At 56.7% G+C, this 15,565-nt stretch carries 13 protein-coding genes; 7 read left to right on the top strand and 6 right to left on the bottom strand.

Annotation, left to right across the window (positions count from 1 at the left end; genetic code table 11):
* Positions 1 to 31 precede the first annotated feature (31 nt).
* Together SIB72_RS08220 and SIB72_RS08215 are read left to right on the top strand one after the other, a co-directional pair.
* Positions 32 to 532 carry a hypothetical protein gene (locus tag SIB72_RS08220; protein WP_115120675.1) on the top strand — a complete coding sequence of 167 codons (501 nt, stop codon included), beginning with the start codon at positions 32 to 34 and terminating at the stop codon, positions 530 to 532.
* Positions 529 to 1,533, top strand: a complete 1,005-nt coding sequence (locus tag SIB72_RS08215) for a hypothetical protein (protein WP_413743592.1) — start codon at positions 529 to 531, stop codon at positions 1,531 to 1,533. Before SIB72_RS08220 ends, SIB72_RS08215 begins: the two co-directional genes overlap by 4 nt.
* Here SIB72_RS08215 and SIB72_RS08210 read toward each other — a convergent pair.
* On the bottom strand, positions 1,499 to 2,551 hold the full coding sequence (locus SIB72_RS08210) for a sulfotransferase family protein (RefSeq protein WP_413743591.1): 1,053 nt from the start codon (positions 2,549 to 2,551) through the stop codon (positions 1,499 to 1,501). The two genes, SIB72_RS08215 and SIB72_RS08210, sit on opposite strands and share 35 nt — an antisense overlap.
* A gap of 148 nt (positions 2,552 to 2,699) precedes the next feature.
* Here SIB72_RS08210 and SIB72_RS08205 point away from each other — a divergent pair, with 148 nt between their 5' ends.
* Positions 2,700 to 3,740 (top strand): helix-turn-helix transcriptional regulator, encoded by a 1,041-nt coding sequence (locus SIB72_RS08205; protein ID WP_413743590.1) that lies wholly within the window; start codon positions 2,700 to 2,702, stop codon positions 3,738 to 3,740.
* Here the strand turns inward: SIB72_RS08205 and SIB72_RS08200 are convergent.
* The gene (locus SIB72_RS08200) at positions 3,737 to 4,807 is read right to left on the bottom strand and encodes a neuromedin U (protein ID WP_413743589.1); all 1,071 of its coding nucleotides are present in this window, start codon (positions 4,805 to 4,807) and stop codon (positions 3,737 to 3,739) included. The genes SIB72_RS08205 and SIB72_RS08200 overlap by 4 nt on opposite strands.
* 278 nt (positions 4,808 to 5,085) lie before the next feature.
* Here SIB72_RS08200 and SIB72_RS08195 point away from each other — a divergent pair, with 278 nt between their 5' ends.
* Complete coding sequence (locus SIB72_RS08195) at positions 5,086 to 7,404, top strand: arylsulfatase (RefSeq protein ID WP_413743588.1); 2,319 nt, start codon at positions 5,086 to 5,088, stop codon at positions 7,402 to 7,404.
* Between the two features lie 1,077 nt (positions 7,405 to 8,481).
* On the opposite strand, the gene SIB72_RS08190 is transcribed toward SIB72_RS08195, so the two are convergent.
* Entirely contained in the window at positions 8,482 to 8,979 is a 498-nt protein-coding gene (locus SIB72_RS08190) for a DUF1622 domain-containing protein (RefSeq protein WP_413743587.1), read from the bottom strand.
* A 26-nt stretch (positions 8,980 to 9,005) separates the two neighbouring features.
* On the opposite strand from SIB72_RS08190, the gene SIB72_RS08185 reads away from it, so the two are divergent.
* From SIB72_RS08185 to SIB72_RS08175, 3 genes are read left to right on the top strand one after another with little or no spacing between them, the layout of a single operon-like run.
* Positions 9,006 to 9,392: a YidH family protein gene (locus SIB72_RS08185; RefSeq protein WP_413743586.1), complete on the top strand. Its 387-nt coding sequence runs from the start codon at positions 9,006 to 9,008 to the stop codon at positions 9,390 to 9,392.
* 44 nt (positions 9,393 to 9,436) lie between these two features.
* Entirely contained in the window at positions 9,437 to 10,309 is an 873-nt protein-coding gene (locus SIB72_RS08180) for a bile acid:sodium symporter family protein (protein ID WP_413743585.1), read from the top strand.
* Positions 10,310 to 10,921: a hypothetical protein gene (locus tag SIB72_RS08175; RefSeq protein ID WP_413743584.1), complete on the top strand. Its 612-nt coding sequence runs from the start codon at positions 10,310 to 10,312 to the stop codon at positions 10,919 to 10,921.
* A 28-nt stretch (positions 10,922 to 10,949) separates the two neighbouring features.
* On the opposite strand, the gene SIB72_RS08170 is transcribed toward SIB72_RS08175, so the two are convergent.
* The 3 genes from SIB72_RS08170 to SIB72_RS08160 all read right to left on the bottom strand — a co-directional run bounded on the left by SIB72_RS08170 (position 10,950) and on the right by SIB72_RS08160 (position 15,451).
* Complete coding sequence (locus SIB72_RS08170) at positions 10,950 to 12,269, bottom strand: flavin monoamine oxidase family protein (protein ID WP_413743583.1); 1,320 nt, start codon at positions 12,267 to 12,269, stop codon at positions 10,950 to 10,952.
* A gap of 85 nt (positions 12,270 to 12,354) precedes the next feature.
* Entirely contained in the window at positions 12,355 to 13,908 is a 1,554-nt protein-coding gene (locus SIB72_RS08165; protein ID WP_413743582.1) for a DUF1254 domain-containing protein, read from the bottom strand.
* 37 nt (positions 13,909 to 13,945) lie between these two features.
* Positions 13,946 to 15,451, bottom strand: coding sequence for a DUF1254 domain-containing protein (locus SIB72_RS08160; protein WP_244281632.1), 1,506 nt, complete (start codon positions 15,449 to 15,451; stop codon positions 13,946 to 13,948).
* Positions 15,452 to 15,565 lie beyond the last annotated feature (114 nt).

The following is a 15,565-nucleotide window of genomic DNA, read 5'->3' as shown; positions in this document are numbered from 1 at the left end:
GCCCTCCCTCTTTGCACGAATGCTCAAGCCCATGACCACACCACAACGGTGCCGGTTACTGCTGGGTCTGCTCACCTTGGGCAGCTTGTGGCAGACGCCACCCCTGCAGGCCGAAGAGCTCTACACCCTCAAAACCACCTGCAGTACGTCCACTGAGGCCCAACCCTTCGCCTGCACGGTGACAGCACTGAACGTGAATGACACCACTGAGTATCACCACCGCTTTGGTGGTCGCTCGGTGGCCTACCGCGTCATCGACAACCCCTATGTGCGCATCGAGGGCCGTCAAGCCGGAACACCTTGGAATTCGGTGAAGAGCGCCACGATCAATTTCAAGACCCAGGAGCTCTGCTTCAACAAGCGAGCCTTCTGTGTCAACAACCCCACCTTCCTGGCCGATGTGCTGGTGAACAGCGGCGATGCCATGCAGGGACGCACCCAGGTGGGCATGGCTTTCGGTCGCAACGGCCGTGTAGACGTGGCCTGCTTCGACGAGGGCTGCACCCGACTGCTGGAGATCTTGAAGCGATGAACAAACAGCACGCAACCCCGCTTGCCGGGATCCTCAGCCTGATCCTCAGCCTCCAACCCACTGCGGCAGTGGCCGTGATGGCCACCAGCGTGGAAGCCCCCACAGGCCCAACCTCTGAGATTGAACTGGCCCAACGCCGAGGCGGCGGCGGCGGATCACGTGGAGGCAGAAGCCGTGGAGGCGGGGGCTCCAGAGGTGGAGGTTCAAGAGCAGGAGGCTCCCGCAGTTCTGGAGCCCGAAGTTCTCGAGGAAGCGGTGGCCGCACAGGCTTCAGCTCCTACAGCGGCAGTGGGTCGCGAACTGCGGGAGCAAACCGCAGTGGTTCGCGCAGCAGTACCCGGCAGAGCACGCGCCAATCCAACCAAGGCACCCGACAGACCAACCGCCAAAGCACACGCAGCACGCGCCAATCGAACCAGGGAAGCCGCCAAACCAACCGCCAAGGCACGCGTAACACCCGCCAAACGGATCGCAACAATGCGATCAACACCCGGCAGGACGGACGCAGCAACCGCACCAACACCCGGCAGAACAACAGGACTGATCGAGTCAACACCCGCAATGACTCCTACAGAAAAGCTGCCAACAACTGGGATCGGTACGGCCGAGGCTGGTACAGCAACAATGGTTGGTCCAACAACCGCCCCTGGAACCACGGCTGGTACGGCGGGTCGACCTGGAACAACTGGGGCTGGTACCCCGGAAGGGCTGCCGCCTGGGGACTGGCCAGCATGGCCACCTTCGGTGTGATCAACAACCTGGTGAACTCTGCCCAGAGCAATGAGGTGAGCTACATCGTTGTTCCCGACTCCGATTATTCCCTCTATTACCCCAGCGTCACCGCCAGTGGCGATGTGATCACATTCGAAGCCGATAACGGCTACGACACCGTTCGCTACAGCGCCAACTGCCAACAGGGCAGCCTCAACGGAGGCAGTCCCCAGGATGCCAATGAAGCGCAACTGCTCAATGCCGCCTGTCAGGTGGCGTTTGGCCAGTAACGTCTCCCCCATCCAACGACAGCGTCAGCAGCTGCAAACGCTCCTCAGCCAATGGGGCCAACGTGACGGGTCGAGCCCGGTAATCCGACGCCGCAGCAACCCTGCGAGCGATCGGATCTCGGGCTTGGTCCCAACCAGGGAGGTTCAATTCGCTGTAAATCCGCTGCACCGTCGTGAAAGGATCTGTCACCAGCGCGTCATAAGGCACTTCCAGCAATTGCCCTGGGGGGATCAAGGGGCGTGCCGCATCAAAAGCATTCAGTAAGCAGCGATAGGCTTCCGCCGTTTCCTCAACTTGAGTGAGGTCATCAAGAGGCGCCTGCAAACCAACAAGATTGCCGAGTGACTGCTTCACCTGAACCAGTGAGCGGATCGTATCGATCGGCTCCCGCTTCAGAAAGACAAAACGAGCCCGCGGAAACAGACGCAGCAACAGCGCAACTCTCGCAGTATGAGCGGGATTTTTGATCAGAAGCGTGTGCTTATCGGTGCCGTCATGGAGCCAAGTCAGGCGGGTGAAGTGCACCAGCTTGCACTCAAAATCCGGCGTAGAGGAGAGCACACAACGTCGAAAATGATGCAGGTAGTGCCAGGGGAAGGCCACGCCAGCCATGTTGGTATCAGGCGTGAGACGAACCAAGCCAATCTCATCCTCCTGGGGATCCTGTGCTGACCAAGGCACCGCATCGATCGGACGGGTGCGCGTCATCAACCGTTGTAAGAGTGGTATCAGCACAGGCTTCAGCAGCACAGCCACCTGGGGGGCAACCGTGAGACTGTTGCGAGCGGTGGCAACGCCTGGATCCGCAGCCAGGAGCTGATGCAAAAAGGTGGTGCCGCTGCGCCAATGGCCCACAATCACCACCGGATTATCTGGCAACCGCAGGGATCGACAACGATGGGCTAGCAGCAGCTGCTGCAACCAGGCCAGAGGCTCCAGGAGCACACCGGGCAGAACAAGATTAATCGCGACCGGGAGGCGGTTCCAACGAACACGACCATTGCGCAAGGATTTCAAGGCTGTACCCGGCCGTAGGAAACCTCCAGCGACAAGGCGATCCATCACGACCGAAAATGTGTATAAACGCCTTGGAATAACCACATTTTATGCGCTGAGAGGATTTTACCCATAAATTGCATAGCTGAGCGAACAGAACAAGCTGGGCATGTCCTTGGACACCCGAATCGCATCCACCGTCCCTGCCATCGCAAAACAAGACGGTTCTCTCCCTTCTCAACAGGTCCCACCCAGCCTGTGCAGCTGGGACGTTCCTTTTTTCAGCGCTTGTGATCTCTCCCGTTGCTTTCAACGGATCGGCAAAGACTTCAGCATTGTCCAGCTCACACCTGGGGCACTCGTGGGTCGTTTCACCGTGGTGCAGCTGCAGGGGATGAGCTTGCTCAGGCTGACGACCAACAAGGTGCTACTGCTCACGGGTGAGCGGGGAAAGGACACCACCAGCTTCTGCCTTGAGGTGACGGGGAACAGTGACGATCACCGGGTGCAATGTCAGCCCTTCCAGCAATTTTCTCTCTACGGCTTCAAGCAGAACCTGCAAGAAGCGCACTTCCAGCTCAGCGCCGAATCAACAAGCATCCTGGCCATCACCTCCTGCCACCGTTTCAACACCTTTCTGACGCGGGTCGGCCAAGAGCACCTGCTTGATCAGTTGATGCTGAGCAACTGCGTGCAACTTGATCAAAAATTGCATCAAAGCCTGAGCAATCATCTCTGCCAGATTTTCCAAAATCCACCATCGACAGCACAAAAAAGCAGACTTGCAGCCCAAACAATCCTGGTCAGCATTCTGAGCTGCCTGCAAAGCAATACCAAACAGTTCGTTCCTTTTGAACTTTCAGCTCGTGACCAATTAGTTCAAGAAATGGTGTCTTGGGGAATCACCTATAGCAACACACCCCTCACCCTTGATCAGATGTGTCAGCAGCTGTTCACCTCGCGACGCACTCTCATCCTCGGTAGCAAGGAGAATTTCGGGTGCGGACCGATGGAGCTGCTGCGCATCATCAGACTCCAACAAGTGCATCACTTGCTGCGATCAGAACAAGCACGCCAAAGGGCTGAGCTGCATCAGGTATGCGAAGTGGCCGAGTATTTCGGCTTTCGCAGCCGTGGACATTTCGCCAGGGCTTACCAACAGCAGTTTGAAGAGAGCCCTCGTACAACCCTGCTTAAGTCTGTGGCTTAACCGCCTGCAGGGAACAGGAATTGCACTTGTGCGCGAATCGTCCAGTCACCCAAGAGCGTCTGACCCTTAATCTCAGGTTTGACAGCGTTGTAGTAGGCGCTCAGCGAGGCATTCACAGGCTGGGTACCGATCACAAACACACGGCCAAAACCTGCACCAACAGGCACAGTCCACCCCTTATTGTCTGGATTGTTCCAGTTCGCAGTAATAATTGGCGAGCTGGTGAGATACCAACCTTTAGGCAAGTTGTAATTCAAGAAAGGTTGGATCAACATTGTGCTCACATCCTGGCCATCACTACCTGCAAAAGACCACACATTGTTGATCAGACCACCTGCCACAACAGGCCCTTTTGAATAGACCAGCACACCACTTGGCCCACCACTCCATCGCTTCGAACTGAGCCGGTTATCCGTTGCGGAGGGGATCACCAGCGTGGGCCCGAGGCCAACTGTGAGATTCCCTTTCAGCGTGGGAACAAAAAACACAGATGGATTGATATCACCGAGAGCCTGGATTGAAGACCCGTTCGCCCAGGGCTTAGAGATGAAAGGAACAATCGTGCGTGTAACTAACGTCAACCCCTTGCTGACTGGAACAGGGATCACCGGCTGAATATTGACCACATTCAGGGTCTGATTGGGCTCCGCCTTCACGTAGCGCACGGCCTGGGTTGGATCCACTGAGGGGATGGGAAGCCGTGGAGCCCATTGCGTGGAAGGGGTTGCATTCCACTGAATCGGCAAACTGATCAGGCTGGCGATCGGGTTCTGTGCAGCCTTCGCCAGCGATCCTTCTTCCGCAGACTTGGATTCGTCGGGCGACACCGTCACCGTGCCATCCCCACCGCCTGAGATCTGACCGGCATCAGCGGCCTGTGCCAGCTGTTGCTCCTCAATCAGCAGTGGACTGAAATCAAAACCAACAACGTTTCTCTCCAGCACCTTGTCATGCGCTTCTGCCGAAGCAGCACTTGTCAACAGAAGTGAGAAGCCTCCGATCATCCCTGCAGCAATCAAAAAGCGAAGGGGGAAGCTGCGCACAACACGGTCCTGAAAGTTGTGCATTTCATACCAGCCACAACCGGATAGCGGGGCAAAGTCTTAGCAGGTTGTGCACAAATGGAACCAGAGCTCCCGCAACCGGGCTCGAGCTGGCCCATGCAACTTGTCAAGCCCGCCCAAGGGAGCGTTTCCCTCTCAACAACATCCAACCGTCAGGGGCTTGGATCCAGCCTTGCCCGAACAAAGGTCCCAATCGTGCAACCTTGATCTAGCGAAAAGATTGAGCCAAGCAGCCATGGCTACCAGAAGGATGTTGCCCTTGTAGTCCAGCGGTGTCGCGCATGACCAGCACCCACCACGTTGACGGTTCCATCCTGCCGTTTCCTCCCCAGCCATCGGGGAGCAAGGCAGGAACGACGATGCAGGAATCGACATACAATCCACGGCCTGCACCCAAGTACCTTCCAGACGACGCACCCAACATCCTTGTGGTGTTGATCGACGACGCGGGCCCGGCTCTCCCGGATTGTCTTGGGGGCGATGTGCACACGCCGAATCTTCAGGCAGTGAAGGATGCTGGCGTGGGCTTCAACCGCTTCCACACCACAGCGATGTGCTCTCCCACACGCGCGTCGCTGCTCTGCGGTCGCAACCACACCTTCGTGGGCAATGGTCAGATCTGTGAATTAGCCAACGACTGGGATGGCTATTCAGGCAGGATTCCAAAAAGCTGCGCACTGCAGGCAGACGTTCTACGCAACTACGGCTACGCAACAGCAGCCTGGGGGAAATGGCATAACACCCCAACAACAGAGATCACTGCTGCTGGTCCTTTTGACAACTGGCCGACCGGACTCGGCTTCGAATACTTCTACGGCTTCCTGGCCGGTGAAGCCTCCCAATACGAGCCCCATCTGGTGCGCAACACCACAGTGGTGATGCCACCAAGCACCCCAGAGGAGGGGTATCACATCAGTGAAGACCTGGCTGATGATGCCATCCACTGGTTACAGACCCACAAAGCCCTGCGTCCCGACAAACCCTTCTACATGTACTGGGCTTCGGGTGCTCTGCATGGTCCTCATCATGTGAACAAGGAATGGGCTGATAAGTACAAAGGCAAGTTCGACGATGGCTGGGACGCCTACCGCGAACGCGCCTTCAAGAATGCCAAAGCCAAAGGCTGGATTCCGGAGAACGCCCAGCTCACACCTCGGCATCCAAGAATGGCAGCCTGGGACTCCATTCCTGAGCACCAGAAGCCTTTCCAATCACGTTTGATGGAAGTGCTGGCTGGGTTTGCCGAACACACGGATCATCAGGTTGGACGGATCTTGTCCGAGGTTGAACGATTGGGATATGAACAGAACACCCTGGTTGTCTACATCTGGGGAGACAATGGCTCCTCTGGGGAAGGCCAAGACGGCACGATCTCTGAACTGCTGGCACAAAATTCGATTGCCACCGACACCGATGAACACATCAACGTTCTGAATGAATTAGGCGGATTGGACGCGCTTGGCTCCCCGCTCGTGGACAACATGTATCACGCAGGCTGGGCCTGGGCTGGTAGTACGCCTTATCAAGGCCTGAAATTGATGGGGTCTTATTTCGGTGGCACCCGCAATCCGATGGCGATCAAATGGCCGAAGGGAATCAAGCCTGACCCCAAGCCACGAGCCCAGTTCCATCACTGCAACGATCTGGTGCCAACGATCTACGAGTTGGTGGGAATTACACCCCCGCAACAAGTCAACGGGGTCACACAGGATCCGATTCATGGCACCAGCTTTGCCTATGCCTTCAATGCCCCTGATGCACCGGGTCAACTTCACACCCAGTTCTTCGACATCTTTGGGTCGCGTTCCATCTACCACGATGGCTGGATTGCCAGTGCCGTTGGGCCTCGCCTGCCCTGGGTGAAGGGTGTGGACCCCGACATTCTCACCTGGTCACCCAACAGCGACGACTGGGAGCTCTACAACCTCGAGGAGGATTGGAGTCAAAGCAAGAACATCGCGGATCAACATCCCGAGACACTGCAGATGCTCAAGAATCTGTTCCTGGTGGAATCGGCCAAATACAAGAACTTGCCTGTAGGCGGTGGACTCTGGACCGTGATCTTCCACCCCGAGATGAAGATTGTGCCGGAGGCGACATCCTGGGAGCTTCCAGGCACCATCACCAGAATCCCCGAGCCCTGTGCCCCACGACTCGGCGCCGTTGACAACAAAGTTGTGATTGACATGGAGATAGCAGAGAATGCCAGTGGTGTGCTTTACAAACTCGGCGCTAATTCAGGCGGTCTCACTGTGTTCATGGATGAGGGGATTCTCACCTATGAATACAACCTGTTCCTGATCGAACGCACCAAACTGCGTTCCGCTCAACCCCTACCAGCCGGTCACCACAAACTGGAAATCGTGACCCAGCACACCGACGACAATCCAAGGGGGCCGCTGTCGATCAAGGGATCTCTCAATGGCAACCCACTGATCGATGGCATCGTGCCGAGGCCGGCAGCTCTGATCTTCACGGCCAATGACTGTCTTGACGTTGGTCAGGCTCTCGGGTCCCCGGTCTCCCTGGAGTACCGCGAGCGTGCACCCTTCAAGTTCAATGGAACGATCCACACCTTGCAGGTGGAGTATCTCAAATAGGGCACGGCATCCCAGGCACCATCATGCAAGACAAGCGCACTTGAATACACTCTGGATCCAGGCAGAAATCATGCTTCTCAGCCGCCAGAAACCAAGTGCCAGACTTGGATCTGGGGCCAATGCAGCGACAAGCCGGGCGACGTCTCAGAGCTTGACGGAGTCAAGGCTCAGCAGCCTCAGTGACCACCGCAATCAGATCAATCCGCTTTGCATCGAAAAGCCAATCACGCCTCCTCTCGCCGGGGGGGGGCTTAATCGGCATTAGGCGAGGTGCGACAAGCGCCTGCATGACTTGAACAAACGATCGACCTGCTCAGCAGGGACGAGACGTGAGAGCTTGTCCTTAACCTTCAGAAAGCTTGCGGTGAGCTTTGTCTGCCTTCCTCAGGATCTTTTGAGCCTGCTCTCTGGTGAGGCACTCCTCAGCCTTGACCTTGAGCTTGATCAGTTTCTTGTGCTGCTTTTCAGCGTTCATAGACTAGGCCCTCCTTAAGCCTAGTTTAACCCATGATTAAGGGTCGTCGACCTGGGCCGCCCGGACCCCTTCGTTTTGCGCAGCCAAGACTGATGCTCATGGCCCCTCAATTCGATTGCCAAGAGTCATGAGCCTTTCAAGCCTCAATTTTCTTAAAAGCTTGATCCCCCAATCAGCCACTGGAGGACGCGCAATCGTTTGCTCAGTTTGGAGTTGAGCCTTGGGGGTAACATTTTTCTCTGCCATCTCACAAGCTCTACAAACAAATAAAATGCTATGCGCTTCTCCAGCGCATCACTTCCAGCATCAAAAAAGTTAAACGATACACATTCCTTTTCATCAAGATCCATATCTTTCTGTTGATTTTCAAGGCGCTACTGCCGCTCTGCTGCCGACCGAAAAAAAGGGCTGATGACTTTCCTTCTTCCAAAGGAATAGAGAGACGCAGAGCAAACCATGGCGACAGAAGCCACTCCGACCGCGGACTGAAGGGTCTTGGTCATCACACCCTCAGCCCGAACGAACACAGGGGCTGAAGATCCAATCCTTTCAGATCAGACAACAAAGTCGCTCCCCACATCCTCATTCAGAGGCGCATTAGATCAAGAGGCTTGCTCTTTTTCTTTGAGCTCCAAGCTGAGGAAATAATTCAAGAACGTCCGCACCAAAGCCACTGCACCGAGCTGAATCAGTGCTGATGCATCCCGGCTAATGGTGGTCTGCACCACATCAGCTCCAAGCTGAAACTCCAAGGCCAAGGCCAGCCAACCACCAAAGGTGAGACGGGCAGCCGTGAGGGGACCGCGCTCCAAAAGCCGAGGCGGAATGGCCCGCAAGCGCAGGGGACCTCGCGGGCTGAACACCGCCAGGAGACCAACCCCAACGGACAGAACCGACAAACTCTCAAGAATCAAACGCAAGCCCTCTGCGGCATGCATCAACAACTGATCAGCCCACTCCATCGACCTCAAATCCAGATCTGAAGCGATTGTGAGCAAGGGAAGGCAAATTGACCAGCAACAATCCGTCGGCAGGCTGCGATTCAGCACGATCAGCACCGCCAAGGGCTGACCGAAACAGCGACGATTTCTAGCCTTCAAGCAGCGGAACACCCCGTGGGCCGAGGATGACCAACAGCAACACAGAGTTAGCCAAAACCCGTAACCGTGCTGCCGCCGAGCGCACCACGCTGGCCTGGATCCGCACGGCTCTGGCCTTGATCAGCTTTGGTTTCGGCCTCGACAAAATCATCGGTGCCATCCGCCACAACGATGGAGGAGGGGGTGCATCAGGTGATCTGAGTGTTCAGCTGATGTCGATGGGCTTCATCGGCATCGGCATCTTCACCCTGCTGATCGCCATGCGCCAACACACGCGCGAACTGGTGAAGTTACGGCATGACCCCTACGTCTATCGCCACGAGCCATCCCTCTCGATCGCCACAGCAACGGCTGTTCTTTTGATTGGCATTGCGGCATTCCTGCTGCTGTTGTTCGGACTCTTTCCAGCCTGAATCAAGCCAAGTTTTGCTCCTGAAACCGTCGCACCCACTCCGCTATGTCACTCCTGATTGCACTGGCCCTCTTTCTGGTGATGGTGTCACTGGGCCTGAATCTGCCCAGCATGCGCTTCGATCTTTTGAGGCGCAGACCAGCACTGCTGCTTCGTGTCTTAGTGGTGACCTGCATCGGTCTGCCCCTAATTGCCATCTTGCTACTCCACTCTCCTCTGGGAGAGGGTGTGTCTCCCACCATGGCCACAGCCGTGATGATCATGGCGATCTGCCCCAGCGCACCGATGATCACCCTGAAAAGCAGGCAGGTCGCCAACGATCCTGAATTAGCGGCAAAACTGCAGTTCTGGTCAGCTTGCGCCGCAGTGATCAGTGTGCCTTTGTGGATCAGTCAGCTCCCCACTGAGGCCGGCGAAGCCATCTGGACGATCCCGGCGAACGATGTCGCCGCTCAGGTTCTACAAGTGCAATTAGCTCCTCTGCTACTGGGCGTGATCTTGCGCCGTTGGCGTGGGGCATGGGTCGAACGCTGGAATCCTCTCATCCAAAAAACGGCCTCAATCGTGCTGTTGCTGCTGTTGGTGTTGATTCTGCTCGTGGCGTTGCCGCAGGCGGCACCCTTGTTGATCCGGGATCTTCAAGGGGCATTGCTAATGCTGATCCTGACCATCGCGGCCCTGGGGCTGGGCTTCCTGATCGCCAGTCAGAACAGTGATGAGCGCAGCACTCTTCCCCTAGTGGTGTCCATGCGCAATCCAGGACTGGCCCTTCTTCTGGTGCAACGCATGGCTCCCGATGCCATGGATCTCAAAGCCGCTGTGGTCGGCTACGTGTTGATGACGGCTCTGGGGTCAGCACCCTTTGTGAAGTGGCGCACCAGCATCACCGCACAACAACAGATCCCCGCACAAGACTGAATGGCCAGCATCACACCTGATCCCAACGACGAAGCCACGCGCAAGACAGGTCTCCACCAAGGCAGCGACATTGCTGCACTGCTCATCGCGGCAACGATCGGCTACCTGGTCAATCTGGTGCTGCCCATCCTGCTCGCCGCATGCATCAGTTGCAGCCTGTTGATCATGCTCAGCCGTCTGCGCCGCCGTCTGCATCGTCCAAGCCAATGGTGGGGAAGCATCGGCCTGTGCTCAGGCTGCTTCATCGGCACCGCCTCATCCATGGTGATCGACATGCAACAAGGGGGGAGCAGTCACAGCCTGTGGGAACGCTTGGCCCTGGTGCTGCTGCTGGGAATGACTGGGTTCCTCTCAGGTCGCCGAGTCGGGATCGATCCCAAGGCAATCGAGGGACGCTCGATCGGCGACCTGCTCCGCTCTTTGAGCGGAACCTTCACTGGGGTGTTTGGCGTCGTGGTGGCGATCACGTTTATCTTCAGCGGTCTTGATGAAGCGCGAGCTGCCTCCAGTCGACTCAGCACCTCGCTGACCATCATCGTGTTGTCACTGGTTGGGCCTGGCTGGATCAGCCATCGACTCAGGAAACATCTGCACCATCACCACCAAGCCTGAAGACAACCATGCATGAGGCAAGATCCGATCATGCTGTTCTGGAGGGATGAAGACTTCGCCACACGGCAACCGCCGTTCGCGAGCCGCTGGCAATAGCCCCTTCGATAAAGCCTCTCCATCCTTCACCATGATCCCCGGAGGCAAAGAAAAGGTGACCCTCCTGCCGAGGCAGAGCATCAGAGAAGCGCGTCAAGGTGCCGGGCCGATAGGTGCACCAGCTCCCCTGAGACAAAGCATCCCCTCCCCAATCGTGACCGAAGGTTGAACGCAGCCGAATCCCCGGAACAAACTCCTCGAGGACTGGTTGCCAATCGGCAACGGACCTCTCAAGTGCATCCGGCTCCAGGCTGAAACCAGCCAGGACCGAATGCTGTTCACCGCGCTGATACGTAAAGCTACCGATCAAAGGAGACTCCGTGGACCTGGCCAGGGTCATCACGGCACCTGGGTCACCCTCCACCTCAAAGAAGACCTTGGCGCCACCACCCACATGCTTGAGGCGAGACGCCTCAAGCTTCAGCTCCTCCAGAGGAGGATCAAAGGCAACTCTGTGCATCACATTCAATGGAACGGTGACAACGGCCCGTTTGGCGCTGATCGCATCACCAGCAGCGGTGGTGACTGTCACACCCTCGGCAGACTGCTGCACCGACATCACCTCCTGATTCAGCTCCACCGCAAATCCACCATCACTGGCCATTGCCTGCACCAGTGCACCCGTTCCATGGGTGAATTTGTAGCGGGCCGCTGTGTCGTTAAACAGTTCATAATTCCAGCCCGTGAGTGACCAGCAGCGCATCATCTCCACGTAGGAGGCATTCTCGGGTTGATTCATCGACAGGATCTCGAGGAAGCCACCGATGCTCGTGCGTTGCAACGGAGTGAGATCCAACGCTGCAAGCCGATCAGCCACGGTCAAAGGATCACGTTCTTTGATCAACTCCCAGCTGTGCTGGGAGTCATAGGGACGTTCCCACACCGCCTTGGCCTCAGCAAAGAAGTGCTCAAAACCACTCACAAACTCGCCAAGCTGATCCTCACGCAAGTCGCGGATCACACCGTCAATCTTGATCACCACCCGATCTGCCACACAGCCCGGTGTTTCCTGGATCTCCAGGCCATAACGCTCCTTTTCCGCCCACACAAAGGGCTGCGTCCAGTGGATCCAGGTGCCTCCCAATTCCACATGAAAGCCGTTGCGATCAGCGCTCCAGGTGCGCCCCCCTAGACGATCCCTCGCTTCAAGCACCAGCACGGCCAACCCACGTTGTTGGAGGTCACGGGCTGCTGTCAGACCAGCGAAGCCACCGCCAATCACGACAACGTCAACAGAACGATTGGCAGGCATCGAACAACAAGCAAGTGGGTGACATCAATCGGCACAGGCATCCGAACAACGGCGTCGCGGCCGGATGCCATCAAAGGGTCGTCAATCAGATCTTCTCGATCGCGCCAAGTGTCCAGGTGCGGTCAAACCACTCCTGCCCTGGACCGTAGAGACGGAAGATTCCGAACCAACCTTTGCCGGGAACCGTTTTGATCCAATTAGCCTCCAAGCCTTCAGGTGCTTCAGGGCCGAAGTAGAGCGTGATGCTGCCATCAGCATTTTTGACCATGTCGGTGTTGCGCGTGTTGTTCTTGCTGGGATAAGGCATCTCATCGCTCTGCAACATCGAGCGGGTTTGAGGGTCATAGACCACAAACGACCAGAAACGGTTGGCCGGAGGATTGGCAGGAATGGTCATCGAGTAGCTGTTGGTGCCATCGAGATAAGAACCACGGCTGTCGCGTGAAGAGAAGGTGTACTGCGAACCCACTCCTGGCATCTCCAAAACCATCGCAGGCGTGTTGACAGTGGCCAGGTAGAAGAACAAGGTGCGACCATCCATATCGCGGCCCCCATTGCCACCATCCACGAGATATTCGTGGTTACCGCCAGGGAATCCGGTTTGCCAGTAGCCAGCTTTGCCTGGATAGATGTAAGCCTTGGGGTCTTGGGGAGCGAACAGAATCGAACGGGCTGTGGCATTACCGATGGCCACTGCCTCGGTGAGCAGAGCCTTCTGTTCCGGAGAAGGATTAAAAGGCTTGCCTTTCTGGATGCCAATTGCCGAAGCCATGCCGAGCAGCTCCGGCGAGAACAGCTCGGACGGCTCGCGCTGAATCACCTCATCAAGCTCTTCGTAGAACTTGAAATTGTTGGCATGGATGGTGTTCGTCTCCCAATCCGTGAGGTTCTTGAAATTGTTGGCAGGGGGATTGGCACGCTCCGCATAGGGATAGACCTTCAGGCCTCCCTTGAATGCATTTCTGGCAGTATCTGTTTTGCCCTCATCATCCAGAAAACCACGCAGGATCAACCAGTTGATCTTGCTAGGAGTGTTGGCGACAAAGTAGCCATCGGTGTTGGCAGGAGCTGACTGACCTGGACCGATAATCAAATATTTTCCGCCCTTGCCCCGATCGGGACCGGGGCCTCCCATATCCACCACAAAGCGGAAGAACGCATCATTCACCGTGCCAGGGCCTGTACCAGCCGGCACTTCAACCACCATCGGGCCGGCACTGAGATCAAGAAAGGCCGAGGCATAAACGGTGTCGGTGTTACCGGTGAGCCAGAGCGATTGGGAACTCATCAACTCTTCAAACACACCGATATCGCGATTCGGCTGCATGCCGTAGCCATCACGATGACCCACATAGAGCATCTCGAGGGATGCCGCCGGCATGAAGTTCAGGAAGGTCTGAACCCCGCGGCCAAGGTCCACCTGGCGGCGGGCTTTGGCCATGGTGTCGTCGTTGGGGAACCCATCGAAATAATTGAAGCTGCCGATCCGAGTCTTCACCCTGTCAGGCGTCAGCACATCTTCAGGGATGGGCGTGTTGTAGCCCTGCGGAACCACATCAGCCGCACGCAGCGCAGAAGCGCTACCGGCAAGAACGACAGCAGAGAGAGCAGCAGTTGAGAAACGAGTGAAAGCAGTCATGGCTGAGAATGAATCGTGGTGTTGATCTGTTCAGGTCTCAACCGAGAGGCTGAATGTCGTTGAGCTGCCAGGTCTTGTCGAACCAAGGCTGTAGCGGTCCGTAGAAACGGAAACAGGCAAACCATCCTTTACCCGGCACGGTCTGGATCCAGTTGGCTTCCTTGCCCTGCGGTGCAGTCGGTCCGAAATAGAGATCAATACTTCCGTCGGCATTCACCACCATGTCTTGGTTGCGCTTGCTGTTTTTGCTGGGCAAGAGTTGATCGGTCTGCAACTCCGAGCGCGTCTGAGGGTCGTAGACCACCATCGACCAGAAATCCTTGGCAGGCACGTTGGCATCCACCGTGAACTTGTAGGTTTTACTGCCATCGAGATAGGCCCCGTTGGCATCGGTCGCCACAACGCCGTACTGGGATCCGGCGCCAACCATCTTCAGCACCATGGCTGGGGTATTGACGGTGTAACCCCAGAAGAAGTTGCTCCTGGCATCAAGATTTCGGCCGCCCTTGCCGCCATCGACAAGCCATTCATGGCTCCCACCCCCGAACGGGGTGAACCATTGCTTGTCCTCATAGAAGTAGACGTCTCGGTTGCGAGGCTTGCCCATATCAGCGCGCACGTAAGCGACTCCCACCTGAACGGCTTCCTCAAGGATCTGGCGGTCCTGAGCACTCGGGTTGAAGGGTTTGCCTTTCTCCAGACCGATCGCCGAAGCAAGCCCAAGCAGTTCAGGGTCAAACAGGTCGACCGGTTCACGCTGAATCACCGTGTTCAGCTCTTCAAAGAAGTGGAAATTATTGGCATGCACCGTGTTGAAAACAAGGTCGCCACCCTGGACGAACGTCATCGCCGGAGGATTGTCTTTCTGCGAGAGGGGATAGAGACGCAGACCGTTTTCGTAGTTCGCAATCGCCTGATCGGGCTTGCCTTGATCATCGAGGAAGGCGCGCAGAATCAACCAATTGGAGTAGCTGGGTGAGCGGAAGACGAAATATCCCTCGGTGTTGGCAGGCTCGCTGTCATCGGGTCCAAGGATCAGGTACTTGCCGCCTTTGCCCCGATCCGGACCGGGGGCGCCGGTGTCGGCAACGAAACGGAAATAGGCATCATTGATCGTGCCCGGGCCAAGCCCCGCAGGAATTTCGATCACCATCGGCCCCGTGTCCTTCAGATTGAAGAAGGTGGAGCCATACACCGTGTCGGTGTTGCCGGTGAGGAAGAGGGGGTTGGAATTCAGCGGGGCCATCAACATGACCTTGGTGTGGTCGTCGACACCCTGCTGGGCATGACCGACCCGCATCATCTCGATGCTGGCGGCCGGCATCAGCGTCAGGAACGTCTCATAGGCGCGGATGAATTTGAGGTAGTCGAAGCTGGTTTGAACGGTGGCTGCATCGGGCATGCCATCGAAGAACCGGAACGTACCAACACTGGTGTCCACCCCATCAGGAGTGAACACTTCCGCAGGAATCGGCGTGGTGTAACCCTTAGGGACAGCCTGAGAGAAAGCGGCGAGAGGCCTAACAACAGAAGTGAGGCCCAGCCCCACCACCAAAGCAGAGCCGAGAAGCCGGCCTGAAGGTTGCCGAAATCTTTTGATCAAAGCCAGGTACGAGCACTTCTCTTGGTTTAGGCACTCTCAAGGAGCCCAACATCC

Source organism: Synechococcus sp. MIT S9451 (assembly GCF_047304725.1).
Lineage (GTDB): Bacteria > Cyanobacteriota > Cyanobacteriia > PCC-6307 > Cyanobiaceae > Synechococcus_C.
This window is presented reverse-complemented; position numbering and strand designations above follow the sequence as displayed.